This is a genomic window from Allobosea sp. OK403 (assembly GCF_900113835.1).
In the GTDB taxonomy this organism is placed as follows: domain Bacteria; phylum Pseudomonadota; class Alphaproteobacteria; order Rhizobiales; family Beijerinckiaceae; genus Allobosea.
Genome location: NZ_FOQV01000003.1, coordinates 752,190 through 778,423 on the forward strand (window position 1 = coordinate 752,190; position 26,234 = coordinate 778,423).

Genomic DNA, 26,234 nt, shown 5'->3' on the forward strand with positions numbered 1-26,234 from the left:
ATCACAGCCTTGACGAAGAAGCGCATCGGTTCTGGGTTCCGGGCTCGCCCCTTCGGGGCGCCCCGGAATGACGGTGTGGTCCCCAGCGCAACGTCATGCCCTAGGAGACCCGCTGCAGCACCTCGCCGACCCGGTTCAGAATCCCGATCTCGCGCTCGGACAGGGCGTCCTCGCTCGGCTCCGGGCGCGAGCAGAACCTGACCAGGACCAGGCGGCTTTCAGGGTCGATCCAGAGCCATTGCCCATGGATACCGACGCCGCAGAAGGCGCCGCGCGGATTGCCGGTGAGATACCAGCAGGAGCGATAGCGCCCGTCCAGGAACATGTCCCAGAAATTGCCCGTCTCCCAGGCCCGGCGATTGCCCTTGGTGCGCATGTCGGCAACCCATTCGGCGGGAACGACCTGCCTGCCATTGCGGGCACGCCCGCCATCGAGGACGAGTTGGCCTAACCGCGCCAGATCGCGCGCCGTCGCGCAGATGCCGCCGCTGGCGCGGGCGGTGCCGGCGCGATCGACCGTGACATAGGCCGCCCCGCTCGCGCCCATGGGCCGCCACAGGCGCTGCGCCAGATAGGTGTGATAGGGCGTGCCGGTGGCGCGCTCGATGACCAGGCCCAGCATGTCGGCATTGGGCGAGGCGTAGTAGAAGGCCTGGCCGTGCTCGGCGGCGCTGCGGTTAAGCGAGGTCATGACCTGCTCCAGCGTCTCCGGCGTTTCGCCGGGACGTGCCGGATTCCACAACATGGCGCGGCGATAGCGGTCGAACAGGCCGGTGGTGTCGAGATAGCTCTCCTCGAAATCCAGTGCGACGGTCATGTCGAGGAGGTCGCGGACGGTCGCGCTCGCATAGGCGCTGCCGGTGGGCGCGGCGACATAATGCGAGACCGGCGCGGCCGGATCGAGCTTGCCCTCGCCGACCGCGATGCCGGCGAGCATGCCAGTGACCGATTTCGAGATCGAGAAGATGGTGTGCGGCCTGTCGCGGTCGAGATGCGGCGCATACCATTCGGCGATGACCTCGCCATCGCGCATGGCGACGAGCGCGTCAGCGCTGGAGCGCGTCAGGTGCTCGTGCAAGACGAGCCGCCGGCCGTCGGGATAGCCGACCTCGATCCCCTCAAAAAGCGCGCTGCCGGCGTCGGGCTCGGAGAGGCCGCGCTCGCTGATCGCGGCCGTCGGCACGAGCCTGTCCAGGTTCTGGAAGCTCCATTGGCAGAAGGGCGCGGTCCGCCAGTTTGCGAGCGTCGCCGTATTGGGATCGATAGGGGTCATTCAGACCATCCAGCCTTACGAAATAGCCCGAGAGCGCGGCAGGCGCGCCCGGGCACCGTCGGCGTCACAGAGACCGGAAGGAGGCTGCACTGTCGATGTCAATAATCGCAGCCCCGCAGCGGAAAAGCTGAGGCGGGCCGGCGCCGCCACGTCGGGGCTCAGTGCATGTAGAGGCGGACGGTGTCGCGCGCCGCGCCGATCTCGTCGCAGATCCACTCGTCGAGCAGCTTGACCTGCCGCCGCCGGCGCATATCCGGCGGACGCACCAGATAATAGGACGCCCCCGTCGGCACCGCCTTGCGTACGGGCGCGACAAGCCGGCCGGCCTCGAGCGCTTCATGGGCGAGCACGACATCCGTCATCGCGACCCCGAGCCCGGCCTCGGCTGCGCTGAGGGCCATGTCGAGGGCGTCGAAATCCAGCCCCTTGCGCGTGTCGAGCGGATGTCCGGCCTTTTCCGACCAGGTCAGCCAGTCCTGCCGGTCGGGCAGCGGGTGCAGCAGCGTCGCCCGGTCGAGATCGCCGTCGGGGCAATCGCTGCCCGACAGATAGCCCGGCGCGCAGACCGGCAGGATCCATTCCGGATAGAGCTCCGTGGCGCAGTCCTGCGGCCAGTTGCCGATGCCGTAGCGGATGCCGAGATCGGCGTCGGCGTCGTTCAGGGTCATGTCGTTGAGGCGGGTCTGGACATTGACCTTGATCAGCGGATGCTGGGCCTGGAAGGCACGCAGGCGCGGGAAGAGCCAGCGCAGGGCAAAGGTCGGCAGCACCTTGATCGTCACCGCGTCGCGGTCGCTCTGGAAGGGATCGACGGCGCGGGCGATGTGGTCGAAGGCCTCTTTCACGCCCATGGCGAGGCGCTGGCCGGCATCGGTGATCTCGAGGCCGTTATGGGTGCGCATGAAGAGCGGCGCGCCGAGCTGCTCCTCCAGGATGCGCACCTGGCGGCTGACCGCGCTTTCGCTGACATGCAGGGACAAGGCCGCCTTCTTGATGCTGAGCTGGGCCGCGACGACTTCGAAGCAGCGCAGGGCGTTCAATGATGGCAGACGGCGTGTCATGGCGGTTTCCGGCCTTTCAGGCGCCGCAATATCGCATGACGAGCCGGCTTTTGTCTCGCCACGGACGCGCCGCAGGAGCCAGCCCGCTCATCGGATGTCCATGCGCGGGTCGAGCGCGTCGCGCAGGCCGTCGCCGATGAAGTTGAAGCTGGTGACGGCGAGCGTGATCGCCAGCCCCGGCAAAATCGCAAGCCAGGGTGCGCTGGTCAGGTAGATCTGGGCGTTGTTGAGCATGTTGCCCCAGCTCGCCACCGGCGGCTGGATGCCATAGCCGAGGAAGCTGACATAGGATTCGAGCAGGATCGCCTTGGCGACGTTGAGCGTGGCGGCGACCACGATCGCCGCCATCGCATTGGGCAGCAGCGAGTGGACCATGACGCGCCAATCGGAGGCGCCCATGGCCTTGGCCGCGACCGCATAATCCTGCTCGCGCAGCGAGCGGATCTGGCCCTCGACGATGCGGGCAACGTTCATCCAGGCGGTCGCGGCGACGAGCAGCGTCATCGAGACCAGGCTGGGCTCGACCAGCGCCGCCAGCGCCAGCAGCAGGAAGATCGTCGGGAAGCACAAGACCGCATCGACGAAGCGCATCAGGAGCGAACCGATGATGCCGCCGTAATATCCGGCGACCGTCCCGATCGTGGTGCCGGCGACGACGGCGATCACCATCGCCATGAAGCCGATGGAGAGCGAGATGCGCCCGCCCATCATCAGCCGTGCGAGGATATCGCGGCCGAGCTCGTCGGTGCCCAGCCAATGCGCGCCCGAGAGCGGCCAGGCGAAGCGATGCATCACGTCGATGCGGGTGTCGTCGAAGGGCAGGAGATAGGGGCCGAAGAAGGAGCCCAGGAACAGCAGGATGATCGTCACCCCCCCGGCCATAGCGAGCCTGTGCCGGCGGAAACGGCGCCAAGCGGCGTTCTCGGCAGGCGGCAGCACTAGGGCGGTGTCGTCGAGCAGCGTTTGCACAGTCGCCATGATTCAGCCCATCCGGATGCGCGGGTCGGCGACGGCATAGAGCATGTCGGCCAAGAGCGAGCCGAGCAGCACCATGACGGCGGAAAACATCAGGATGCCCATCACGACCGGATAATCGCGGTACTCGATGGAATCGAGGAAGAGCCGGCCCATGCCCGGCCAGGTGAAGACGGACTCGGTCACCAGCGCGCCGCCGAGCAAGGTCGGAAACTGCAGCCCCGCCAGCGTGATCATCGGCAAAAGCGCGTTGCGCATCGCATGGCCGCGCAGCACCTGGCGCTCCGGCAGGCCCTTGGCGCGCGCCGTGCGGATATAATCCTGGCCGATCACCTCCAGCATGGCCGAGCGCATGAAGCGCGCCCAGATCGCGGTCTCGACCAGCGCCAGCACCAGGGCCGGCGCGATGAGATGGTGCAGGAGATCGAGCGGCGAGCCGTCCCCGATCGTCTGGCGATTGCCAGCCGGCAGCCAGCCGAGCTGGACCGAGAACAGATAGATCGCGATCAGCCCGAACCAGAAGGTCGGGATCGACAGCGCGACCATGGCGCCGATCGTCGCCAGCGTGTCGAACAGGGAATAGCGCCTGATCGCGCCGAGAATGCCGATCCAGCAGCCGAGCCCGATCGCGATCACGGTCGAGACGGCCATGAGCTCGAAGGTCGCGCGCAGATGCGAGCCGATGACGGCGGAGACCGGAGCGCCGTCGCGAAAGGACAACCCCCAATCGCCGCGCAGCATGCGCCAGAGCCAGTCGAGATATTGCACCGGCAGCGGCCGGTCGAGCCCGAGCTGACGGGTGATCCGGTCGAGATCCTCCTGCGACATCTGCGAGGAGAGCGCAAATTGCGACAAGGGCCCGCCGGGCGCCAGATGCAGGATCGCGAAGCCGATCATCGAGACCAGCGCCAGGAGCAGCAGGCACTGCCCCAGGCGCTGCAGAAGATAACGCCCCATCTCAATGCGCCCGGAGCATCACGAGGCCCAGTACCAGGACCGCATGTTCCAGCAATTCGACGAGCAGTTGATGTTGGCGGCGAAGCCCTGCAGGCCGTCCTTGAGACCCTCCGCCATCACAGTCTGGTAGATCGGCAGCAGCGCGAGATCGTCGCGGATGATCTGCTGGATGCGGCCATAGGCGGCCTTGCGCGCCGCCTGGTCGAACTGCGTCGCGCCCTGCGCCAGGAGCGTGTCGACCTCGGCGTTCTGGTACTGGCAGGTGTTGAGGCCGCTGCCGCCCTTGGCGGGAATGGCCGTGCTGCTGAAGCGCGGCGTCACGTCGGGGTCGCTGCCCTGCATGAAGTTCGAGCCGACCATCACCGACTGGAATTTCGACTTCTGCCAGAACTCGCCCCAGATCACCGCGGCGGGCATGTTGCTGATGCGCATGGCCGCGCCGACGGCCTGCCAATCCTGCGCCAGCAATTGCTGGGACTGTTCGCGGCCGGGATTGCCGACGGTGGTCGAATTGGTGAATTCGAGCCTGACCCCGCTTTTGGCGCGGATGCCGTCCGGGCCGCGCGCCCAGCCTGCCGCGTCGAGCAGCGCATTCGCCCTGGCGGGGTCGTGGCGGTGGACCGGAAGCGTGTCGGCATAGGCCCAGGATTGCTGCGGCAGGAAGGATTCCGTCGGCACCGGCAGGCCGTAATAGAGCGCATCAATACGCGCCTGCTTGTTCATCGCGAGATAGAGCGCCTCGCGCACCGGCTTCTCGGTGAAGGGGCCGTATTCGAGATTGAGCGCGATATGCTCGACGAAGGCTGTCGGCGAGAGCGAGACCTTGCGGCCGCGCAAGCCCTGCGCCTCCCTCACGAAATGCGCCGAGATGCCGGACAGCCCGAGATAATCGACCTGCCCGGTGCGGAACTGCGTATAGAGCATCGTCAGATCGGGAATGTATTTGAAGACGACGCGTTCGAGATGTGGCCCGTCGCCGTGATAGGCGGGGTTGGCCTGCAGCAGGATATGGTCGCCCGCCACCCGCTCGCCCCAGCGGAAAGGGCCGGTGCCGACCGGCGCGCTGTTAAAAGGCGCGGTGTTGGGATCGCTTGCCTTCTCCAGGATGTGCCTGGGCACGATGAAGGTCAGCGCCAGAATCGAGAGATAGGGCGAATAGGCGCTTTCCATGCGCCAATGGATCTCGTCGGGCGCGACGATGCTGATGTCCCGGACGAGGCCGTGGCCGACGCGGTTGCGGACCCGGAAGCCGGGATTGTTGATCAGATCGAGCGTGTATTTGACGTCCTCGGCCGTGAACGGCGTGCCGTCATGCCATTTCGCGTCGCTGCGCAGCTTGACCTTCCAGACCACCCCATCGGCAGAGAGGCCGCCATTCCCAAGCGAGGGCACCTCGCGGGCGAGATCGGCGACCAGCCTGCCCTGGGGATCGATGTACCAGAGTGGGCTGAAGACCTGCCACCAGACGCCCTGATCGACCTCGCTGCCGGGCATCAGCGGATTGAAGACGGTCGGCTCCTGCGAGATGCCGGCGACGACCTGGCCACGCGGACTGGCGGGTGGGCGCGCCTGCGCAAAACCCGATGTGGCGCGCCCGAGCCCGAGTGCCGCTCCCGCACCAAGCGCGATCAATCCCCGCCGCGTCGGGCGCGCTAAGTCCGAATTCCTGCAGGCCATGGTCTTTATCCCCTAGATCACGTCGCATTCGGACGGTTACGTCCGAATGCGAAAAACGTGATCGATTCTAAATGTTTAGAGCATTGCTCTTGCGAAAAACCGGTACCCACTTTTTCGCGCAATGCTCTGGTGTTGAACGGGCTGTATTCAGCCTCGACTGTGATGGGCGCAGCGCTCAGGCAGCGGGGCGCAGCGTCTCCCGCTGCGGCGACAGATCCGCAGTGGACACACCGAGCGCGCGCAGCCCCTCCGGCAAATCCCGATCGGACATGATCGCTGCGATCGCCTGGCCCATGGCCGGCGAGGTCAGGATGCCGCAGCCGCCCTGCCCGGCGAGCCAGTAGAAACCCTCGGTGTCGGCAGCCCGCGCGCCCGCGACGGGATTCTTGTCGGCGACGAAATTGCGCAGGCCGGCCCATTGGCTGAGCGGGCGCCCGACCCTGAAGCTGGTGTCCTCTTCGATATTGTGGATCGCCTGCGCGACGTCGATGTCCTCGGGCAGGACATCGCCCGGCTCGGTTGCGACCGCATCGGCGAGGCTGCCCATCAGGCAGCCGGTCTCGGGCTTCACATACCAGCGGTAGTCGACATTGCTGACATGGGGCCATGCGGCCGTGCCGAGACCTGCCGGCGAAGCGAAGGTGAAGGCGGTGCGGCGATGCGGGACGACGCCGAGCGGCGCCACCCCGGCGAGCCCTGCGACCTGATCGACCCAGGCGCCCGCCGCGTTGAGCAGGAGCGGCGCACGCAGCTGCTGGCCATCGAGCGAGACCAGCCATTGGCCACCGCTGCGCTCGATCGCGGCGATGTTGGCGCCGGCGAGCAGTTGCGCGCCCCGGGCCTTGGCGCCGCGCAGATAGCCCTGGAGCAGCGTGTTGACGTCGATATCCATCGCGTCGGGCTCATAGATTCCGGCATCGACATGCTCGGCGACCAGGGCCGGAAACAGGGCCAGCGCCCCGGCCCGGTCGAGATGCTGCGCCCGAGCCCCGACCGAAACCAGATTGTCGTGCAGGCGCGAGAGGGATTGCTCCTGCCCCGCGCGGGCAACGGTCAGACAACCGCGCGGCGTCAGGATGCGCTCCTCGGCGAAACCGGGCGGCAGGCTTTCCAGGAAGGCGCGGCTCGCCTGGGCCAGGCGTCGCATCGTGCCGGCGCTGATGCCGACGGTGAACTGGGCCGCGGTGCGGCCGGAACTGTGATAGCCGAAATGCGCCTCGCGCTCGATCAGGACGACCGAGCCTTGACCGGACAGGAAATAAGCGGCGGACGCGCCGGCGATCCCTCCTCCGATGATGATGACATCCGCCTGCATTTCGCTTCTCAACCTTCTCTCGTGGCACGGCCCGCTTTTCTCGTGGCACGGCCTGCTTTTCTCGTGGCGCGGCCTGCTTTTCTCGCGGCGCAGCCTGCTTCTCCGGCTGTGCGGCCTGTCGGCCCAGCCGGCTCGCCATGCCGCAAGGAGGTCACCGCCCTTGCTCGTTGTCGATGACAATTAATCGAAGCCGACCGTGCAAAAACCGGGGTCAGGCCCCAGATTCCTCGGCCCCCGCCTCCAATTATTGAAATCGACACAGCCGGTATCCGGCGTGATCCCTGAGGCCATAGGACCCTCACGGATAGGCGGATAGCGACCAATGCCCGATTTGAAGACCGCCCCAAATTTGAAGACCGCCCCAAGCGGCCGCCGCCGGATCTCGTCCGGCAGCGAATTCGAGCGGACCTATAGCTATAGCCGCGCGGTCGTGGTCGGGCCGCATGTCATGCTCTCCGGCACGACCGGTTACGACTATGCGACGAGCACGCTGCCGGCAGGGGCACGCGCGCAGACGCTGCAGCTTTTCACCAATGCGGCGGCGGCCTTCGCCAAGGCCGGCGCAACCCTTGCCGATGTGGTGCGCGTGCGGATGTATATCTCCGGCGCGGAACATTACGAGACCGTGATGGCGGTCTTCGCCGAGACCTTCCGCGGCATCGATCCGGCCTGCACCACGGTCGAGGCCGGGCTGTTCGACCCGGCGATCATCGTCGAGATGGACATGGACGCCGTCAGCGATGCCGGCGCTTAGTCTCTATTCGCATGTGCCCGACGATGTGATCGCGCAGATCGGGCCGCGGCCCTGCGCCTTTCCCAGCCAGGTCGATGCCGTCGTCATCGGCGGCGGCATCGTTGGGGCGTCCTGCGCCTATGAATTGTCGCGGAGGGGCCTGAGCGTCGCGCTGATCGAGCGCGACAAGATCGCTTCCCAGCAGTCGGGCCGCAATTGGGGCTTCGTGCGCACGCAATACCGCGATCCGGCCGAATTGCCGCTGGCGGTCGAGGCGCTCTCGATCTGGCCAACGCTGGAACGGGAGCTTGGCCGCGAGATCGGGTGGCGCCGCAGCGGCTGCGTCTTCGTGGCCGAGAACGAGGCTGAGTACGAGACCTTCGCGCAGTGGCAAGCGGCGACCCGGGAGATCGCCAGGGATGCACGGATGCTGAATCGCGACGAGGCACGCGATTTGCTGCCGGCGCTGGCGAGCGCGGTTCCCGGCGCGCTCTTCACGGCCTCGGACGGGCAGGCCGAGCCGGCGCTGGCGACGCTGGCGCTTGCGCGCGCCGCCGAGGACAAGGGCGCCCTCATCCTGGAGGATTGCGGCGCGCTTGCCATTGAGACCGCGGGCGGGTGTATCACCGGCGTGCTGACCGAGCATGGGCTGATCGGCTGCACGACCGTGGTCTGCGCGGCGGGCGCGCAGGCGCATCGCTTCCTCAAGCCGCTCGGCCTGACGCTGCCGCAGCAGATCGTCCGCAGCACGGTCTCGCTGACCGCGCCCATGGCGGAATTGAGCGCGCCCTGTTTCTGCGGCTTCGGGCTCGGCCTGCGCCAGCGCGCGGACGGCTCCTGCATCCTCGCCGCCGATTCCAGCTCCGATATCGATGTGACGCTCGATTCGATGCGCGCCGCCGGCTATTTCCTGCCCGAACTGCTCAGGCACCGTAAAGGCTTCGCCCTGCGGCTCGGTCGCCCCTTCATCGACGATGTCCATGCCCGCATCGCCCTGCCGGAGCATGAGCGCCTGGTCACGCCGCGACGCCCGCGGATCCCGGCCAATGCGCAAAAGGCCGCCGATACGGCCGGGCTGTTCGCGCGCTTGTTCGAGGGCGCGGGCCAGGCCCGGATCGTGAAATCCTGGGCCGGGCAGATCGATGTGCTGCCGGACGCGCTACCCGTCATCGACGCGCCGCCAGCAGTTCCCGGCCTGATCGTCGCGACCGGGTTCTCGGGCCATGGCTTCGGCCTCGGCCCCGCCGTCGGCCGCCATGTCGCCCGGCTTGCCGCCGGCGAACAGGCCGGTGAAGCGATCCGACCGTTCCGGCTCGATCGCTTCGTCAGGGGCGCCTATTCGCGCCCGCACGCACCGCTCTGATCCGACTCCGCCTCGAGCAATTTCCGATCCAATTGGATCGTTCAATTGCTCCGGCCCTTTGTTTTTAACGCGTTTTCTTCACGCGAACCGGTGCCCACTTCGCTCGAAAACGCTTTCGCCCCCGCCCCGTCGCACGGAGATCGCCATGATCCATGAAAGCCCGGCCTTCTACCAAGCCATCGCCGACAGGCTGCCGCTTCCGACCAAGGCCTTCATCGATGGCAGCTTCGTCGCGGCGAAGTCGGGCGCGGTGATCGAGACCGTCAACCCGGCGACGGGGCAGGTTCTCGCGGCAGTCGCCCATTGCCAGGCCGAGGATGTCGACCGCGCTGTGGCCGCCGCGCGGCGCGCCTTCAGGAGCGGCGTCTGGTCGCGCGTCGCGCCCGAGGCGCGCAAGGCCGTCCTGCTGCGCTTCGCCGAGCTGATCCGCGCCAACAGCACCGAACTCGCCGTGCTCGAAAGCCTCGACAGCGGCAAACCGATCAGGGACTGCCTGAAGGAGATCGCGATCGAGGTCCCCGACACCTTCCAGTGGTATGCCGAGCTGATCGACAAGAGCTTCGGCAAGGTCGCGCCGACCGGCGAGCAGGCCTGCGCGCTGATCGTGCGCGAGCCGATCGGCGTCGTGGCGGCGGTGCTGCCCTGGAATTTCCCGCTGCTGATGGCCGCCTGGAAGCTGGCCCCGGCCTTGGCCAGCGGCTGCTCCGTCCTCGTCAAGCCGGCCGAGCAGACCTCGCTATCGATCCTGCGGCTGGCCGAACTCGCCGATGAGGCCGGCATACCCGCCGGCGTGCTCAACATCCTGCCGGGGCTGGGCGAAACCGCCGGGGCGGCGATCGGCCGCCATGGCGATATCGACGCCGTCTCCTTCACCGGTTCGACCGAGGTCGGGCGGCTGTTCCTGCGCTATGCCGCCGACAGCAACCTGAAGTCGATCGGGCTCGAAATGGGCGGCAAGAGCCCTTTCATCGTCCTCGACGACGCCGAATTGTCGCCTGAGATGATCGACAACGCCGTCATGGCCGCCTTCTGGAATGGCGGCCAGAACTGCTCGGCGAATATGCGCCAGATCGTCGATCGGTCACGGCAGGAGGAATTCCTCCATCTCGTCGTCGAACGCGCCAAGGCCCTCGTCATCGGCGCACCGCTCGACCCCGCGACCGAGCTCGGCCCACTGATCACCCTGGAGCATCGCCGTCGCGTGCTCGACTATATCGAGAGCGGCAGCCGGGAGGGTGCACGAGCGGCACTCTCGGGCGCGGCTTTCGACAGTGATGCGCCCGGCAGCTTCCTGGGGCCGACGGTCTTCGCCGATCTTGTCCCGGGGATGACGATCGCGCGGGAGGAGATTTTCGGGCCGGTGCTCGGGGTGATGCCGGTCGACGGCATCGAACAGGCGCTCACGATCGCCAATGGCAGCGAATACGGGCTGCATGCGACGGTTTACACCAGGGATATCGACCGCGCCCTGTTCATGGCGCGGCGCTTGGCCTGCGGCACCGTCGCGGTCAATGGCTTCACCGAGGGCGACCTGAAGACGCCGTTCGGCGGCTACAAGCGCTCCGGTTCCCTTGCTCGCGACAAGGGCACGGAGGCGATGGCCCAGTATCTCCAGACGAAGACGATCTGGCTCGGCCTGAGCGACAGATACGCCTCCATCCCCGGTTGAGCCGGGACCGGCGCGTGAACGCAGTTACTTTATACAATAACAAATTTTCTCGAGCTTGTAGGCTGTCCCATTGGCCATCAGAGTGCTAGCTGTCGCGTAGGGGCTAACTTTCGGGGGAGGTGCCGCGTGAACGTCCAGAACTCCGCACTCGGCGCGCCGGTCGAAAGAAAGATTCCAAATCCGATCGACAAGCATGTCGGAAGCCGTGTCCGCATGCGCAGGATGCTTTTGAAGGTCAGCCAGGAGCGGCTCGGCGATGCGCTCGGCCTGACTTTCCAGCAGATCCAGAAATACGAAAAAGGCACCAACCGCATCAGCGCGAGCCGCCTGCAGCAGATCGCCAAGGTGCTCGACGTACAGGTGTCGTTCTTCTTCGAAGGCGCCCCCTCCGGCGACATGCCCGATGGCCGCTTCTCGGCCGCCGCCTCGACGGCCTATGTCTCCGACTTCCTGACGACCAGCGAAGGCGTGCAGCTGACCAAGGCCTTGATGCGGATCAAGAGCGATCGCGTCAGGCGGCGCGTCGTCGAGCTGGTCGAGGCAATGGCCGAGGACGACGACGGGGACGCCTGAGCGTTCGAATGCGAGAGCACTGTTTTAACGCGCTTTCGAGCGAACCGAGGTCCGCTTCGCTCGAAAGCGCTATAGCCGCATCAGCCCTCACCGGTCAGGCGAACTCTGGCCATGAACCCCGCCGGCGGCCAGCGAAGCCTGCGCGCCCTCAAGTTTCGCGAGCTCGATCTCGACCTCTTTCTGGGCGTGCTCCAGAATGCTGCAGAGCAAGGGGCTTCCGAGGATATTCGCTGCCGCCGCCAGTTTCGGAATATCCTTCGCCAGGATCGTCAGCGCTTTAGCCTTGGCCTTGTCGTTGTCCTTCGTCATAAGCCCGCCTCGAACGCAAACAGCGGCGGGAACTTAGCGAAATGACCTGGATAAATCTATGAGGCCAGCCTCGTCACCGCTCCCGGAGTGAAGAAACTCATTATTTTTTTGCGCTCCATGTAGTGTTCTATCTCAGCGGGACTGACGAATTCCTCGCGGAACCAGGGATATAGCGAGGCATCGAAGGACTGCACGATCCAGTCGATCGTCTGCCGGATATGGCGCAGCTCGGCCGCCTGCGGGTGGTAGGCAAGCCAGATATCCCGCCGGAGGGCGAAGTCCTTGGCGACATGGACGAGCCCGCTCGAGACAATCGGCGCATAGGTCGGCAGGGCCGTCACGCCCCAGCCGCTCAGCGCCGCCACAAACTGGGCGGAGCTGATATTGACCCGCATATTGACGAAGCGGCGCTTGTCCTCGCGGGTCATTTCCTCCTCGACCCTTTCGCTCCTGATCTGCGGAGCCTCGATCTCGACAAAGTGGTAGTCCGCGATGTCAGCCTTGCTGGCCGGCGCCCCGTATTCGTCGACATAGCTCTGCGCCGCATAGAGGACGACGTGGAGATAGCCGATACGCCGGACGATCAGATTGGGATCCGTCGGCTTGTCCAACTGGATCGCCAGATCGACCTCCAGCTCCGAGATGTTCGGCGCCGTCATCGAGCATTTCATATCGAACTGGATGTCGGGATGGGCCCGACGCAGATTGCCGAACATCGGCGTCAGCCAGAAGGCGCCGAGGCCCTCGGTGATGCCGACGCGCGCAGTCGGCTTCAGGTCCCGCCTGCCCCGCATCGAGAGCGCGCCGAAGACCTTGGCCTGCTTCTGGATTTCCTCCGCCGCCGCAATCAGGCGCTCACCGGTCTTGGTCAGCGAGACGCCAGCGGCCGAACGGTGAAACAGGACCGCGCCGGTCTGCGCTTCGAGGTCCATGATTCGGCTGCGGAGCGCCTTCGCGGAGTGCCCGGTCGCCGCAGCAACGGCGCGAATGCTGCCAAGCCGCGCGAGCTTTAGGAAGATTCGAATGTCGTCCCAATTGAAATTCACCTCGTTCCCACCCGGGGGGTGAGAACTTTTGGAAACCACGTGCCTCATTTTCGACTTATCCCCGACCCCAGAGATTAAGGTTAACCTAACCTTGTTGCGTACCTAGTTCCTCGTACCCAGAAGGATTTGCGTCATGGGATTCCACTATTCGCTGAAGGAGCATTTCAATATTGCGCAAACTCAGCGCAATTTCCGCACGCTCGACTACACGAAATACGGGCGCGGATACACGACGTTCAGCCCGACAAAGGGAATCATCGACTATTCAATGAGAATGGCAAGTGCCGATATACCCGGCCTGTCAACTCTCGAGCGGGTTATGAACGTGTTTCAGCATAATCCCGATACAATTTCAGCTTTCTCGCGTGGCTGGTCTGACGATCCCAAGGCCACGCCGATCGGCATCCTGGCGCATCTGCCGCTGAATCAGGCCGGCGCGCGTGCGCTCTTCACGGGCGCACTGGACACCGCCAACCCCGATCTGAAGTTCATCTGCCGGCCCAGCGAACGCGCCGCCGTGCTCTACTTCTGGTTCATCTACCTCCCGGAGGGTCAGGGCGGCGGCATCTCGCTCGTGATGGAGCGCATGACCAGCGACAAGAACCGGGGCCTGCCGATCTTCTGCAAGCCGGCGAACAGGAAGGCTCAGACCTTCTTCGAGAAGATGGGTTTCGTCATGGGCGCAGCCTATGACGGGCTGAAATCCTACCAGTTGATGAGCTGCGCCCTGCCCGACCCAGCCGCCGGCCGCAAGCCCTATGACAACTTCATCCCGGGCCTGAACGCCGGCACGAAGAAAACCTCCGTCACCGTCGTGCACTCCGCCGACGACCTCCTCAAATGCATCGCGATTCGCGGGGCCGCCTATGTCGAGGACCGGAGCATTCCCTATGCCGAGGATGTCGACGGCAACGACTACACGGCGACACATCTGCTCGGCTATGTCGGCGACGAGCCGGCCGGCTGCATCCGGCTGCGCTACTGGGCCGACTTCATCAAGATCGAGCGGCTTGCGGTGCTGCCGCGCTGCCGGGGCGGCCTGGCGCTCGATCTGGTGCGGGCGGCGCTCGCCTTCGGCCAGGACAAGGGCTATCGGCGCTTCTACGGGCAGGCCGCCTTCCCGGTCTCGAAGATCTGGGAGCGCTTCGGCTTCAAGCGCCGCCCGGGCGCCGGCCTCTCCTATCTGACCGACGAGGTCTATTACGAGATGGACCTCGTCACCGAACCGTCAGGCTGGCGGCTTACGCCCGATTCGGGCGCCGCGGTGCTCGTCCGGCCGGAAGGCCAATGGGACCGCCCCGGCCCGCTGGAAGCCAATGCGGAGACCCCGGACCTCCCTGACAAGTCCCTCGGCTCCGGCGAATGGATCCCCGGCATGAGCCCGACCACGCTCTATCCCGACCGGGATATCCCTGGCTGCGTCAACCCTTTCTACGGGGAGTCCCCGACCTGCGGGAAGGACTCCTGGCCACCTCTGATCTACGGACGACTACAAGGAGTGAATGATGGTGCCGACTGACATCACGCTGCCGACAGCGATCTCCGAGGCCGACATCGATGCGATGATCGGGATGACCGAATATCTCATCGAGGAAGCCGTCAAGGTGAGCGCGGTTGCAACCGCCCTGCTGGGCTTGGCGAAGGGGGAGCTGCTTGCCAGCAAGATGATCCTGAGAGGCGAGGTCGCCTCTCTGAACGGGCGTGCGGCCAGATTGATGTGACGCGAAACCCGCTGCGAGATCCGCAGCGGGTTTTCGCATGACGGCATCAGGATGACGGCGTCAAGGTGGCGGCGCAGCCAGGACCGCGCCAGGGTTCAGGATGCCGAGCGGATCGAAGGCGTTCTTGATCCCGGCCATAAGTTCGAGCGTCTCGGGCTGGGCCGCCCGGCGCAATGCGCCGACAAGGGAACGGCCGACGCCATGCTCGGCGGTGATGCTGCCGCCGAACTGGCTGACGATCTCGAAGATGCTGACGTTCACGCTCGCAGCCAGTGCCGCGAAGGCCGCCTCATCCTGGAACTCGCCCGTCCCGAACAGCAGAATGACGTGGATGTTGCCGTCGCCGACATGGCCGACGAAGAGGGGCTGCGCGGTCGGAAAACGCTCCGCCGCGGCGCCCTGCACCGCTGCAATGAAGCGGGGAACATCAGCCGTCGCGACGCTGGTGTCGTGCGAGACGCTCGGGCCGGCGCACTTGTTGGCTTCCGAGACGGCGAAACGCAGATGCCAGAGCGCCTTGGCCTGGGCTCCGCTCTGCGCGACAACCGCATCGCTCAACACAGCGGCATCGAAGGCGAGCGCCAGAGCGCGCGTCAGGACCTGCTCCATGGCGGCATCGGGCGCGCTGTCGGCAATCTCGATGAAGACATACCAGGGGTGGCGGTCGTGGAACGGGAGCGCCGCCGCGCCGAGGAGATCGAGCGTCAGGCCCATTTCGGCGTCGCACATCAGCTCAAAACTCGAGATCCGCTCGCCGGCAACCTCGCGCAGCATGGTCAGCAGCCGGATCGCGGCTGTCGGGTCCGGGATTCCGCAGAGCCCGGTCGCGCTCGCCTTCGGCTGGGCGAAGAGCCTGAACGAGGCCGCGGTGATGACGGCCAGGGTGCCTTCCGAGCCGATCAGCAGATCGCGTAGCGCATAGCCGGCATTGTCCTTGCGCAGCGGCTTCAGGCCATGGATCACGGCGCCGTCGGCGCGCACATATTCGAGACCGAGCACGAGGTCGCGCACCGTGCCGTAGCGGATCACATTGATGCCGCCGGCATTGGTTGCGACGATGCCGCCGACCTGGCAGGAGCCCTCGCTGCCCAGGCTCAGGGGAAACAGCCGGTCGGCCTTGGCCGCCTCCTGCTGAAGCTGCGCCAGCACGCAACCCGCCTCCGCGGTCAGGCTGTCGCCCTCCGCATCGACCGCGCGGATGCGGTTGAGCCGACCCAGCGAGAGCACGGCGCAACGGCCGCTCTCATCGGGCGTGGCACCGGCGGACAGGCCGGTGTTGCCACCTTGCGGCACGATCGGCGTGCGCGTCACTGTCGCCCAGCGCAGGATCGTCGAGACATCCGCGACGGCGCGCGGGCGCAGCACGGCCAGGGCGCGACCATGCCTGCGTCCGCGCCAGTCGCCGAGGAACGGCGCCATCTCCTCGGGCGCGACCAGCACGCAGGACGGATCGAGCCTCCCGGCGAGCTCAGAGAGCGGAGACATCGGATCAGACCGTACCGGCATCGACGATGAAGTTCTGGCCAGTGCACATGCGCGCGGCGTCCGATGCGAGGAAGAGAACCATCGCCGCGATATCCTCCGGCAGGATCTCGCCCTTGATCGCCTGGGCCTGCTGGGCAGCCTCCCATTTGTCCGGCGTGACCCAATGCATACGCTGGCGCTCGGTCATCACCCAGCCCGGTGTGACGCAGTTGACCCGGATGCCGTCCGGCCCCAGCGCCCGCGCCAGCGAGCGAGTGAAGCCGAGCACCGCTGATTTCGCGGTCGTGTAAGCGATCATGTGGGGAGATCCCTTCATCCACGAGGTCGAGCTCAGATTGATCAGCGAGCCGCCGCCAAGCGCGCGCATATCGGGAGCAAGCGCCTGGGCGACGAACATCATCGGGCGCAGATTCACCGCGAACCGGTCATCCCAATATTCGGGCGTCACGGCCTCGAAGGCGTGACGCTCGTCATGGCCGGCATTGTTGACACCGATCGAGAAAGGCCCGCAGACGGCGCGCGCCGCCATGATCGCGGCCTGCGTCGCGGCGATGTCGCGCAGATCGACGGGCTGGAAAGAGACCGTTCCGCCGGCCCTGGCCAATTCCGCTGCAAGAGCTTCGCCGCGCTCACGATCCAGGTCGAGGAAAGCGACCCTGGCCTTCTGGCGAACAAGCGCTGCGACGATTGCCCGACCGATGCCGTCGGCCCCGCCGGTGACGAGCGCGGCGCGGCCGGCGAGATCCGAGTAGATCGCCTGCGCACTCATGCTGCGAATTCCGAGGCCGGCAGGCCAGCAACATCGACCGGCAGCGTGAACAGCCCGCCGGAGAAGGGTGCCTCCGCCAGGATGCGCGACGGCAAGCGGACGCGGGCGCTGGTGATGAACAGCGTCTTCAGGTCGTCGCCGCCAAAGGCGATACTGGTCGGGCGCGGGATCGGCAGGCGAACCTCGCGCGCCAGCGCACCATTCGGCGCATAGCGGTGCAGGCACCAGCCGTCCCAGACCGCGCACCAGACGAAGCCTTCGCTGTCGACGGCAAGCCCATCGGGGCGGCCGATAGTGGCATCGATCTCGGCAAAGACGCGGCGTCGCGAGAGCCGGCCCGTCTCCATCTCGAAATCATAGGCATAGATGCGGCCGGGCGCGGAATCGGCGAAATAGAAGGTCCGTCCGTCCGGGCTCCAGTCGAGGCCGTTGGCGACGGTCAGGCCGCTCTCCCGGCGCTCCCAGGTGAGATCGGGCGCGATCGCATAAAGCGAGCCGCTGGTGCGGCTGGCGTCGAGTCGCATCGTTCCCGCCCAGAGACGGCCCCGCCGGTCACATTTGCCGTCATTGAAACGGTTGTCGGGAATCTCGGCCTCCGGATCGACCAGGGGGCTCAGCGCGCCGCTGGCGAAGTCGAAAGCCTCCAGCCCGTCCTGCGTCAGGGCGGCCAGGCCGCCGCCTCGGCGCTCGACCACCGCGCTGACCAGGCGCGGCAGCATGACCTCCTCATTGGCTCGCGTCGCGGGGTCGAAGCGGTTGACCGAGGGGGCGAGGATATCGACCCAGTAGAGCCGCTTCTCCCGCGCCGACCAGACCGGGCCTTCCGCCAGATGCGCGCCCCAGGGCAGCACGCATTCGACCTGCGGATCGGTGGCGCGGCCCGAGCGCGTGCTCGGCGTAATGTTCATCGGCGTGGCGCCGACATTGCCGGAAATCTGCCGGCCGGCGGCCATCAGGTCACGCCCGGTGACGTGGAGACGCTCGGCGGTCAAGCGCGAACTCGGCCCGAACACGCCGATCGCGGCGACCGCACGGCCGGTATGATCGAAGATCGGCGCGGCGACCGAGGAGACGCCCGCGACATGCTCCTCAAGCGAGACCGCATAGCCGCGCGCCCGCGTCAGAGCGAGATCGGCAAGCAGCGCGTCCTCCTGCGTGAAGCTGGCGTCGGTGAAGCGCTCGAGCCTGATCCGGTCGAAGATGGCTCGCTGCTCATGCGGCTGGGCGAAGGCGAGCAGGGCCTTGCCGCCGGCCGTGCAATGCAGCGGCGCGCGACGGCCGATCTCAATGCGGAAGCCATAGGCGCCGCCGCGGCTGCGCTGGTCGATGTAAAGCGCCTCGTCATTGTCGATCGCGCAGAGGGCCGCCGTCTCGCGAGTCTCGTCGGCGAGGCGTTCGAGTACGGGGGCAGCCGCGCCGCGCAGATCGAAGGATTCCCAGACGCGATGCGCCAGCTCGAACAGCCGGTGCCCGAGCCGATAGGTATTGTCGCTGTCCTCCTGGCGGATGAGCCGGAACAGCACCAGCGTGTTGAGCAGGCGCGCGAGCGTGCCCTTGGGCAGGCCGGTCGCGGCCTGAAGGTCCTTGAAACGCGGCGGCGAAGGTGCCTCCCCGATCACGTCGAGCAGATAGAGGCCCTTGGCGAGGGCCGCCGCGCCGATCGGAACGTCGCGCTCATCCGGTTTCAGGACCTGCGCTTCGCCCGCGCCTGCGCCGCCTCTTCGATCATGCGGTCGAACGTCCATCGCGGTTCATATCCCAGTTCAGTCCGAATCCTGGCGTTCGACGTCCGATAGAAGACGCCGCTGCCCGGCAGGTCGATGGTCTTCAGGGGAAGCCCCGTCAACTCCGCCATCCCCGGCAAAGCTGCGGCAAAATCGGCGGGCTCGGTCGCACCGAGATTATAGGTCCGGCCGGCCGCCGCCTCATGGTCGAGCGCGAGCAGGATGCCGTCCACCATGTCGCGGGTGTCGGTGATGTGCATCTGGAAGGGGCGCCCCGCCTCGTTGCGCGACAGCACGAGCGCCTCGCGGCCATCATCGGCCTGCTTCAACACGGCGACGGCGCCCATGTTACCGAAGCCCTCCTGCTGCCGGATCTTCGGATGCAGGAAGAAGCGCGGGCCGGAAAAGACGCTTTCCGGATCGAGCAATTCGGCGGCGTCCTGCGTATGCGAAAAGCGCAGGATCGTCGCAGGCGTGCCGCTGACGCGCTCGAAGAAGCGCACCAGTTCCTCGCCCAGGAGCTTGCTCAAGCCATAGGGCGAGCGCGGCTTCAGCGGATGGTCTTCGTCGAGCGGCAGATAATCGGGAACATTCTCGGGATAGACCTCGCCGGAGCTGGCGAAGACGAGCCGACGCGGCTTCACGCGCGCGGCCTCCTCCAGCAGCACGCGCGTGCCCTCGACATTGGCGCGGAACAGCCTGTCGCCGTCAGTCGGCAGCCAGGACATGAAGGCGCCGAGGTGGAGGATGGCGTCAGTGCGATTCACCGCATCCTTAGCTGCGGCCTGGTCATCGAAGCCGCCGAGCACTTCGCGATAGGCGGGGTGCTCGATTCCGGCCGGGCGCAGATCGAAGCCCGTGACCTCGCGGCCGGCATCGAGCAGGCACCGGACCAGTTTCGAGCCGACACGGCCGGCGCTGCCGGTGACGAGAATGCGCGCCGCGACGGTCACCGGATCGCCTCCTGCGTCACCGCGTCGAAGACGTGCAGCCGGGCCGGATCGAAGGAGAGCGTCAAGCGCTCCGCGAGCGGCGCGCCATCGGGATTGATCAATCGCGCGATCAGCACATTGCCACGGCCATCCTCATCGGCGGCCGCGTGCGGCGCCTGCCCGACCCGGTTCTCCGGCGGCAGGTCGACATAGACATATTGCTCACTACCGAGGCTCTCGACGAGGCGCGGCTGAACCTCGAAGGTCACCGCCCCGGCCCCCAGCGCGAGGTGCTCAGGCCGCAGACCGAGGACGACATCCCGGCCCGCAAGCGTGGAGGCGTTCGCCACCGGCAACAGCACCTCCTGGCCGAAGAGACGGACCTCGGCGCCATTCCCGGTCGAGGTCACCGGAGACTGCAGGAAATTCATCCCCGGCGAGCCGATGAAGCCGGCGACGAAGAGATTGGCCGGCTCGCGGAACATCGTGTCGGGATGGGCGATCTGCTGGATCTCGCCGTCCTTCATGATGACGATGCGGTCGGCCATCGTCATGGCTTCGGTCTGGTCATGGGTGACATAGATGGTGGTGACGCCGAGGCGCTTGTGCAGGGCGCTGATCTCGGCGCGGGTATGGACGCGCAATTTGGCGTCGAGATTGGAGAGCGGCTCGTCCATCAGGAAGGCGAGCGGCTCGCGCACGATGGCGCGCCCGAGCGCGACGCGCTGGCGCTGGCCGCCCGACAATGCACGCGGCCGCCGATCGAGCAGATGGTCGATGCCGAGGATTTTCGCGGCCTGCGTGACGCGCCTGTCGATCTCGCCGGCCTCGGTCCCGCGCATCTTCAGGCCGAAGCCCATATTTTTGCGCACGGTCAGATGCGGATAGAGCGCGTAGTTCTGGAAAACCATGGCGATGTCGCGATCGCCCGGCGCGAGGTCCGTGACGTCGCGCTCGCCGATCGTGACCTTGCCGGACGAGGCCTCCTCGAGCCCGGCCAGGATCTTCAGCATGGTCGACTTGCCGCAGCCGGAGGGGCCGACCAGGACGACGAATTCGCCATCAGCGATGTCGAGGGAAAAGTCCTTGAGAACGGTGAGCCCGCCATAGGATTTCGTGACGTGCTCGATGCGTATGCCGGCCATGGTCGGTCCTGGTCCTTACTTGTCCGAGCCGGCCGTGAGGCCGCCGACGAGATAGCGTTCGAGGAAGAGGTAGATCAGCAGGATCGGCAGGGCGACGAGGATCGAGGCGGCCGATATGTCGCTCCAGTTGCTGACATATTCGCCCTTCATCGTGGTGATGCCGAGATTGGCGGTCCAGTTGGTCTGGGCATTGGTCAGGAAGGTGCGCGCATAGGCGTAGTCCGACCAGGACAGCACGAAGCCGTAGAGCGCGGTCGCAGCCAGGCCCGGCGCCGAGACCGGCAGGATCACTCGGACCATGGCGCCGAGCGGCGAGCAGCCATCGACCATGGCGGCCTGCTCGAGCTCGCGCGGGATCGTGTCGAAATAGCCCTTCAGCATCCAGGTGGTGAAGGGGATGATCAGCGTCGCATGCGCCAGGATGATCGACCATAGGCTGCCGATCAGCTCCAGCTGCCGGAAGATGCCGAAGAGGGGGATGACCAAGAGAGTCGCCGGCAGCATCTTCGCGGTCAGGATGAACAGGCCCAGCGATTGGCCGCCGCGGACCTTGAAGCGCGACAGGCTGTAGCCCGCCAGCACGGACACCGTCATCGACAAGGTGACGGCGCCGATCGCGGCCAGCGCCGAATTGCCGAGCCATTGCAGGATCGGTCGCTCCGCCAGGATCTGGGCGAAGACGCCCCAGCGCGGCTGATCGGGCCAGAATTTCGGCGGCAACTGGCGCAATTGGTCGGGCTCGGAGAGCGCGGTGACGACGAGCCAATAGATCGGGAAGACCAACAGCGCGCAGGTCAGGATCGCCGTGGCGTAGAGGAGGACGCTGTCGAGGCGGTTTCGTTTCATGGCCTGCCCCTCACATCGTGTCCGGAGCGCGCGCGATCATCAGCCGGCTGGCAATGATGCAGACGATCAGGGTGATGACGCCGATGGCCGAGGCGTAGCCCATCTTGAAGAAGCCGAAGGCCTGCTCATAGGTCATGATCGAGAGGCTCTGCGTTGCCTTCAGCGGGCCGCCGCCGGTCAGCACGTAGATGATCGAGAAGTCGCGGAAGACCCAGAGCATCACCAGCACGAGCGTGACGCCGAGCACCGGCATCAGCGAGGGGATGGTGATGTTGAGCAAGCGCTGCCAGGCGCTGGCTCCATCGACGCGGGCGGCGTTGTAGAAGTCCTCCGGGATCGACTGGAGCCCGGCCAGCAGCATGATCGAGACGAAGGGATAGCCCTTCCAGATCATGACGACGCAGACGACGGCGAAGGAGGCACTGGGCGAGGAGAACCAGTTGATCGTGGTGTCGACCAGCCCGAGCTTGATGAAGATCCAGTTCATCAGGCCAAAGGAGGAATCGAACAGCCAGGCGAAGATCACGACGGCGATGACCTCGGGCACGGCCCAGGGCAAGGCGACGAGGAGGCGAGCCAGGGCCTGGCCCTTGAAGCGGTTGTTGACGAGGAGCGCGGTCGCCATGCCGAGCAGGAAACAGCCGGTGCTGACGATGACGACGAGCTTGAAGGTGACCCAGCAGGCGTTCCAGAAATCCTCGGAGGCGAAGAGGCGCTCGTAATTGGCCGTAGTGAAGGGCCGGCGCGCCTGGTCGAGCCTGGCGATGTTGACGTTCTGGAAGGAGAGATCGACCGAGACGAAGAGCGGGTAGACGATGATCAACCCGATCAGCAGCACCGCCGGCGCGAGCAGAAGATAGCCGAGCCAGTGCCGGCGGCTCGGACGCGCGAGATCCAGGAACGCGGCTCTGGGCATGGTCGGGGCTTCTCCCTGTCGAAGCGTGTGGCGCGACATACCCCCTCTCCCCTTGCGGGAGAGGGTTGGGGTGAGGGGTCGCGCCGCCCTTGCGGATTGGCGGATCGCAGAGCCAACCAGACAGCGCACAGCCACCCCTCATCCGCCCCTTCGGGGCACCTTCTCCCGCAAGGGGAGAAGGGACGTTCACTGCTTCTGCAGCGCCTCGGCCTTCCGCTGCATCGTTGCGGCCACGATCTTCGGATCGAGATCCTGGATGATCATGCGCTGCGATTCCTCCATGACCATCTTGGCGAACTCGTTGAAGACGAGCTCCAGGCCCTTGGGGATGCGGTCGACCTTGGCGTCGGCGGCCGCCTTGGTAGCCTGGACCAGCAGGTCGAAATGCGGCGTCTCCTTCGACGCGGCCGAGACGTCGGCGCGCGGGCTCGGCGGCGGCGAGGCGCCCAGCGTCGCGTAGCTGCTCTGGAACTTGTCCGAGGTTGCGATCTGGATGAAATCCCAGACCAGCTTCTTGTTGTCCTTCGGGATGTCGCTGGCGATGCCCAAGACGTTCGAGGAACCGCCGACAGGCGGGCTGAACGGCGACATGGCGAGCTTGATCTGGTCCTTGGCCTTGCCCTTCTGAATGATCGGCCAGAGCCACGGCCCGTCCGTCTTCAAGGCGATCTTGCCATCGGCGAACATCTGGCGGACCTCGCCGGCAGCGAGATCACGCGGCGTCAGGCTGTCCTTGACGATGGTCTTCCAGCGAGAGAGGCCCTCGACCATCTGCGGCGTGTCGATCGTCACCTTGCCGGCGTCATTGGTCCAGCGCCCGCCGGCGTCGAGCGTATAGTTCATCATCTCGCTCATATACTGGCCGCCGCCGCCCTTGGTCTCGTGGCCGGTGCCGAACTGGTCGATGATGCCGTCGCCGTTCAGATCCTTGGTGAGCTTGCGCGCGGCCACCAGGAACTCGGCGTAGTTCTTCGGGACCTCCAGCCCCTCCTTCCTGAGCATCTCCTCGTTATAGGCGAGGAAATAGCCGAAATAGAGCATCATCGTGCAGACGGTCTGCTTGTTGAAGATGCAGGTGTCCTGGCCGGCCCAACCCTTCATGTCGAGCTTGGCGTCCTTGATGTAGCCGTCGAGCGGCTCCAGCCAGCCGTTATCTGCGAATTTCTGGAACTCGAAGGAGGCGAGATGGACGATGTCTGGCGGCTTGCCGCCGGCAAACAGCGTCGTCATCGTGTCGGCATAGGCGCCGCGCTCGACCTTGGTCCATTCGATCTTGACGCCTGGATGGGTCGCCTCGAATTCCTTGATGACCGAGCCCCACCAGTCGCCGACGCCGCGCTCATCCTTCTGCCAGGAGACGAATTTGAGGACCTTGCCCTGGGCGAGAGCGGCGCTCGATGCAAACCCCGCCGCCAGCGCCAGGGCGACCGCGGCAGCAGATAGAAACAACCTTGTCCTCGGCATGACGTGACCTCCCCGGTCGTATTTTGTTTTGAATGCGTGTTTTGTTTTTAGTGTTTGCGCAGAAGCTCCAGCGCCGCTTTGGACGGCTCGACGCCCAGCCCCGCACCCATCGGCAGGCTGTAGAGGCCTTGGCGGCAATCCATGTCGCCGACGAGCAGCCGGCGATTGGGCTCGAAGATCGAGTGCTGGTACTCGTGGCACTCGACTGCGGCCAAGGCGGAGCTCGCGTGCAGGCTCGCGGCCAGGAACAGCCCGATGCCTATCGTGGCATGGGGAATGAGCTTGAGATGATGCGCCTGGGCATAGAGGCCGATGCGCATGAACTCGGTCACGCCCTTATGCCCCATCTCGGGCTGGATGATCGCGCAGGCGCGGCGTGCCACGCGAGGCACCAGATCATAGACCGTGCGCCACTCCTCGCCCGCCGCAATGGGTGTCGCGACGCGGGAGGCGACGAGGCTGAGCCCGTCGAGATCCTCGGGCTTGACCGGCGCCTCGGCGAACCAAAGGCCGTGCGGCTCCATCGCCTTGATGAGCGCAACGGCCTCCTCGCCGCCATGGACCCAATGCATGTCGCAAGCGATGCGCACTGATGGCCCGAGCCGCGCCCGCAGGGTCTCCATCTCCGCGACGACACCGTCATCGGCGACAGGCGCGGCGAATTTGAAGCTGTCGAAGCCCTGCGCCTGCCACTCAGCCGCGAAATCGGCGCGCTCGGCGCGCGTCGGCTTGGGCAGGCCGGAGATGTAGGCGGGCAGGCGCTCATGGCGCTGCCCGCCGAGCAGCTTGACCAATGGCAGGTTCGCAAGCTTGCCGCAGATGTCCCAGAGCGCGATATCGATCGCCGCCAGCGCATCGCAATAGAAGCCGCCGGTATAGCCGCGCACCCGCATCAGATCGTAGAGATCGTCATGGATCACGCAGACATCGCGCGGGTCGCGGCCGACGACGAAAGGGCCGAGCAGATCGTCGATGATCGCCATCGCGGCGCCGGGCGCGACGATGCCATAGGTCTCGCCCCAGCCGACCGCGCCGCCCGTCGTCTCCACACGCACGACCACGGTGCGATCGACGACGGGATAGACCGTGCGATTGCCCTTGCGCACGACATAGCCGCGCTCGTTGACGGTCTCGCCCTCGCGCAGCGCGCCGAGATAGGGCGTGTCGCGCGGAATGGTGATCGAGAAGACCTCGACCTTGGCGACCCGTTCGCTCATCCCCGCGCTCCCGCGACACGCATGCTAGGTGGAGCCGCTGCCTGCATCAGATCGCCCGCCGCATCGAGCCAGGCGTCGATCTCGGCGAGGTCATGGGCGTCCATCGGAGGCACCTTGGCGCGCACGACCCGATTGTCGAGAACCCCGCGCCGCGACAGCACATGCTTGGTGAAGGCCATGCGAAAATTCGCCTGGATCACCAGCAGCGGCAGCGTGCGCATATAGAGTTCGCGGGCACGAGCGATCTGGCCGGCGCGGAAGGCCCGGTCCATCGCGACATGGATGTCCGACAGCTCGACCGCCGGCATCGCGCCGCAGACGCCGCGATTATATTCGTCGATGAAGTAGCGCGCCCCGCCGCCCCCGATCACGCCCTTGAGATGCTCCGGCTTGCCAGCGATGAGCGCCGAGATCGCCAGCCCCGAGGGCAGCGTCTCCTCCTTGACATAGGTGATGGCGCGGTTGCCGCGGACGATGTCGAGGATCGTCTCGGGCTTCAGATCCGAGCCGCGCGGCGCCGGCGCGTTCTGCAGGACGATCTCAAGACCGGGCACCGCATCGGCGATATCCCTGTAGAAGGCAGCGACAGCCTCGAAGCCGGCGTCAACGCTCTTGGGCGCCTGAATCATCACAGTCGCGACGCCAAAACCCATCGCCTCGCGAGCATGGCCGACCGCCTCCGCGACGCTGGCGGCGCTGGCCCCCGCGACGATCGGGACCCTGCCGGCGACACGCTCGACAACGACCTTCAGCAAGGCCGCCCGTTCCGCCGCAGTGAGATCGTCGACCTCGCTGGCGAAGCCGGGGAAGACGACGCCGTCCACACCAGCGCCGAGCGCGAAATCGGTGACCCGCGCCATGGCGGCGGCATCGATGCCACCTTCCGCCGTGAACGGCGTCGGCAGCACCGGAAGGATGCCCTGCAACACGACCTAACCTCCCATTTGATCCATATGTTGGATCGATTGTTATTATATATGGATCGTAGTTTGCGCCTCCGATCAGGTCAAGCCGCGTCGCGGCGGTCCCCGGCAGCCCTCGACGACAGGAGCGTCGTCGAGGGC

General features: G+C 66.1%; 24 protein-coding genes. 6 read left to right on the forward strand and 18 right to left on the reverse strand.

Annotated elements, in window-relative coordinates; translation table 11 throughout:
• Positions 1-100: 100 nt before the first annotated feature.
• The 6 genes from BMZ97_RS14755 to BMZ97_RS14780 all read right to left on the reverse strand — a co-directional run bounded on the left by BMZ97_RS14755 (position 101) and on the right by BMZ97_RS14780 (position 7,258).
• Complete coding sequence (locus tag BMZ97_RS14755; RefSeq protein WP_092170652.1) at positions 101-1,273, reverse strand: serine hydrolase domain-containing protein; 1,173 nt, start codon at positions 1,271-1,273, stop codon at positions 101-103.
• Between the two features lie 158 nt (positions 1,274-1,431).
• Positions 1,432-2,334: a LysR substrate-binding domain-containing protein gene (locus tag BMZ97_RS14760; protein WP_092170654.1), complete on the reverse strand. Its 903-nt coding sequence runs from the start codon at positions 2,332-2,334 to the stop codon at positions 1,432-1,434.
• A gap of 87 nt (positions 2,335-2,421) precedes the next feature.
• Entirely contained in the window at positions 2,422-3,312 is an 891-nt protein-coding gene (locus BMZ97_RS14765) for an ABC transporter permease (protein ID WP_092170657.1), read from the reverse strand.
• Between the two features lie 3 nt (positions 3,313-3,315).
• Entirely contained in the window at positions 3,316-4,266 is a 951-nt protein-coding gene (locus BMZ97_RS14770; protein ID WP_092170660.1) for an ABC transporter permease, read from the reverse strand.
• Between the two features lie 18 nt (positions 4,267-4,284).
• Entirely contained in the window at positions 4,285-5,943 is a 1,659-nt protein-coding gene (locus tag BMZ97_RS14775) for a peptide ABC transporter substrate-binding protein (protein WP_092170663.1), read from the reverse strand.
• A gap of 175 nt (positions 5,944-6,118) precedes the next feature.
• Positions 6,119-7,258 carry an NAD(P)/FAD-dependent oxidoreductase gene (locus BMZ97_RS14780; RefSeq protein WP_092170665.1) on the reverse strand — a complete coding sequence of 380 codons (1,140 nt, stop codon included), beginning with the start codon at positions 7,256-7,258 and terminating at the stop codon, positions 6,119-6,121.
• 322 nt (positions 7,259-7,580) lie between these two features.
• On the opposite strand from BMZ97_RS14780, the gene BMZ97_RS14790 reads away from it, so the two are divergent.
• The 4 genes from BMZ97_RS14790 to BMZ97_RS14805 all read left to right on the forward strand — a co-directional run bounded on the left by BMZ97_RS14790 (position 7,581) and on the right by BMZ97_RS14805 (position 11,596).
• A complete protein-coding gene (locus BMZ97_RS14790) occupies positions 7,581-8,012 on the forward strand; it encodes a Rid family hydrolase (RefSeq protein WP_092170670.1) in 432 nt (143 codons plus the stop codon).
• Positions 7,999-9,354: an NAD(P)/FAD-dependent oxidoreductase gene (locus BMZ97_RS14795; protein ID WP_092170673.1), complete on the forward strand. Its 1,356-nt coding sequence runs from the start codon at positions 7,999-8,001 to the stop codon at positions 9,352-9,354. The genes BMZ97_RS14790 and BMZ97_RS14795 overlap by 14 nt, the downstream gene beginning before the upstream one ends.
• A gap of 145 nt (positions 9,355-9,499) precedes the next feature.
• Positions 9,500-11,023 (forward strand): aldehyde dehydrogenase, encoded by a 1,524-nt coding sequence (locus tag BMZ97_RS14800; RefSeq protein ID WP_092170675.1) that lies wholly within the window; start codon positions 9,500-9,502, stop codon positions 11,021-11,023.
• Positions 11,024-11,149: 126 nt separating this feature from the next.
• Entirely contained in the window at positions 11,150-11,596 is a 447-nt protein-coding gene (locus BMZ97_RS14805; RefSeq protein WP_280141747.1) for a helix-turn-helix domain-containing protein, read from the forward strand.
• A gap of 87 nt (positions 11,597-11,683) precedes the next feature.
• Here BMZ97_RS14805 and BMZ97_RS14810 read toward each other — a convergent pair whose 3' ends face one another.
• Together BMZ97_RS14810 and BMZ97_RS14815 are read right to left on the reverse strand one after the other, a co-directional pair.
• A complete protein-coding gene (locus tag BMZ97_RS14810; protein ID WP_092170678.1) occupies positions 11,684-11,905 on the reverse strand; it encodes a hypothetical protein in 222 nt (73 codons plus the stop codon).
• A 56-nt stretch (positions 11,906-11,961) separates the two neighbouring features.
• Positions 11,962-12,999 carry a LysR family transcriptional regulator gene (locus BMZ97_RS14815; protein WP_092170680.1) on the reverse strand — a complete coding sequence of 346 codons (1,038 nt, stop codon included), beginning with the start codon at positions 12,997-12,999 and terminating at the stop codon, positions 11,962-11,964.
• 271 nt (positions 13,000-13,270) lie between these two features.
• Here BMZ97_RS14815 and BMZ97_RS14820 point away from each other — a divergent pair, with 271 nt between their 5' ends.
• Together BMZ97_RS14820 and BMZ97_RS14825 are read left to right on the forward strand one after the other, a co-directional pair.
• Positions 13,271-14,470, forward strand: coding sequence for a GNAT family N-acetyltransferase (locus BMZ97_RS14820; RefSeq protein WP_092170683.1), 1,200 nt, complete (start codon positions 13,271-13,273; stop codon positions 14,468-14,470).
• Entirely contained in the window at positions 14,457-14,672 is a 216-nt protein-coding gene (locus BMZ97_RS14825; protein ID WP_092170686.1) for a hypothetical protein, read from the forward strand. Before BMZ97_RS14820 ends, BMZ97_RS14825 begins: the two co-directional genes overlap by 14 nt.
• A 60-nt stretch (positions 14,673-14,732) precedes the next feature.
• Here BMZ97_RS14825 and BMZ97_RS14830 read toward each other — a convergent pair whose 3' ends face one another.
• From BMZ97_RS14830 to BMZ97_RS14875, 10 genes are all read right to left on the reverse strand, one after another.
• A complete protein-coding gene (locus BMZ97_RS14830; protein ID WP_175525565.1) occupies positions 14,733-16,157 on the reverse strand; it encodes an FAD-binding oxidoreductase in 1,425 nt (474 codons plus the stop codon).
• A 4-nt stretch (positions 16,158-16,161) separates the two neighbouring features.
• Positions 16,162-16,926 carry an SDR family NAD(P)-dependent oxidoreductase gene (locus BMZ97_RS14835; protein WP_092170691.1) on the reverse strand — a complete coding sequence of 255 codons (765 nt, stop codon included), beginning with the start codon at positions 16,924-16,926 and terminating at the stop codon, positions 16,162-16,164.
• Positions 16,923-18,671, reverse strand: a complete 1,749-nt coding sequence (locus BMZ97_RS14840) for an SMP-30/gluconolactonase/LRE family protein (RefSeq protein WP_092170694.1) — start codon at positions 18,669-18,671, stop codon at positions 16,923-16,925. Before BMZ97_RS14840 ends, BMZ97_RS14835 begins: the two co-directional genes overlap by 4 nt.
• Entirely contained in the window at positions 18,611-19,603 is a 993-nt protein-coding gene (locus tag BMZ97_RS14845; protein WP_092170697.1) for an NAD-dependent epimerase/dehydratase family protein, read from the reverse strand. Before BMZ97_RS14845 ends, BMZ97_RS14840 begins: the two co-directional genes overlap by 61 nt.
• On the reverse strand, positions 19,600-20,727 hold the full coding sequence (locus BMZ97_RS14850) for an ABC transporter ATP-binding protein (RefSeq protein ID WP_092170698.1): 1,128 nt from the start codon (positions 20,725-20,727) through the stop codon (positions 19,600-19,602). Before BMZ97_RS14850 ends, BMZ97_RS14845 begins: the two co-directional genes overlap by 4 nt.
• A 15-nt stretch (positions 20,728-20,742) precedes the next feature.
• Complete coding sequence (locus BMZ97_RS14855; protein ID WP_092170701.1) at positions 20,743-21,573, reverse strand: carbohydrate ABC transporter permease; 831 nt, start codon at positions 21,571-21,573, stop codon at positions 20,743-20,745.
• A 10-nt stretch (positions 21,574-21,583) separates the two neighbouring features.
• The gene (locus tag BMZ97_RS14860; protein ID WP_092170704.1) at positions 21,584-22,489 is read right to left on the reverse strand and encodes a carbohydrate ABC transporter permease; all 906 of its coding nucleotides are present in this window, start codon (positions 22,487-22,489) and stop codon (positions 21,584-21,586) included.
• A 186-nt stretch (positions 22,490-22,675) separates the two neighbouring features.
• Positions 22,676-23,953 carry an ABC transporter substrate-binding protein gene (locus BMZ97_RS14865; RefSeq protein WP_092170707.1) on the reverse strand — a complete coding sequence of 426 codons (1,278 nt, stop codon included), beginning with the start codon at positions 23,951-23,953 and terminating at the stop codon, positions 22,676-22,678.
• 47 nt (positions 23,954-24,000) lie between these two features.
• The gene (locus tag BMZ97_RS14870) at positions 24,001-25,170 is read right to left on the reverse strand and encodes a mandelate racemase/muconate lactonizing enzyme family protein (RefSeq protein ID WP_092170710.1); all 1,170 of its coding nucleotides are present in this window, start codon (positions 25,168-25,170) and stop codon (positions 24,001-24,003) included.
• The gene (locus tag BMZ97_RS14875) at positions 25,167-26,099 is read right to left on the reverse strand and encodes a dihydrodipicolinate synthase family protein (RefSeq protein WP_092170713.1); all 933 of its coding nucleotides are present in this window, start codon (positions 26,097-26,099) and stop codon (positions 25,167-25,169) included. Before BMZ97_RS14875 ends, BMZ97_RS14870 begins: the two co-directional genes overlap by 4 nt.
• Positions 26,100-26,234 lie beyond the last annotated feature (135 nt).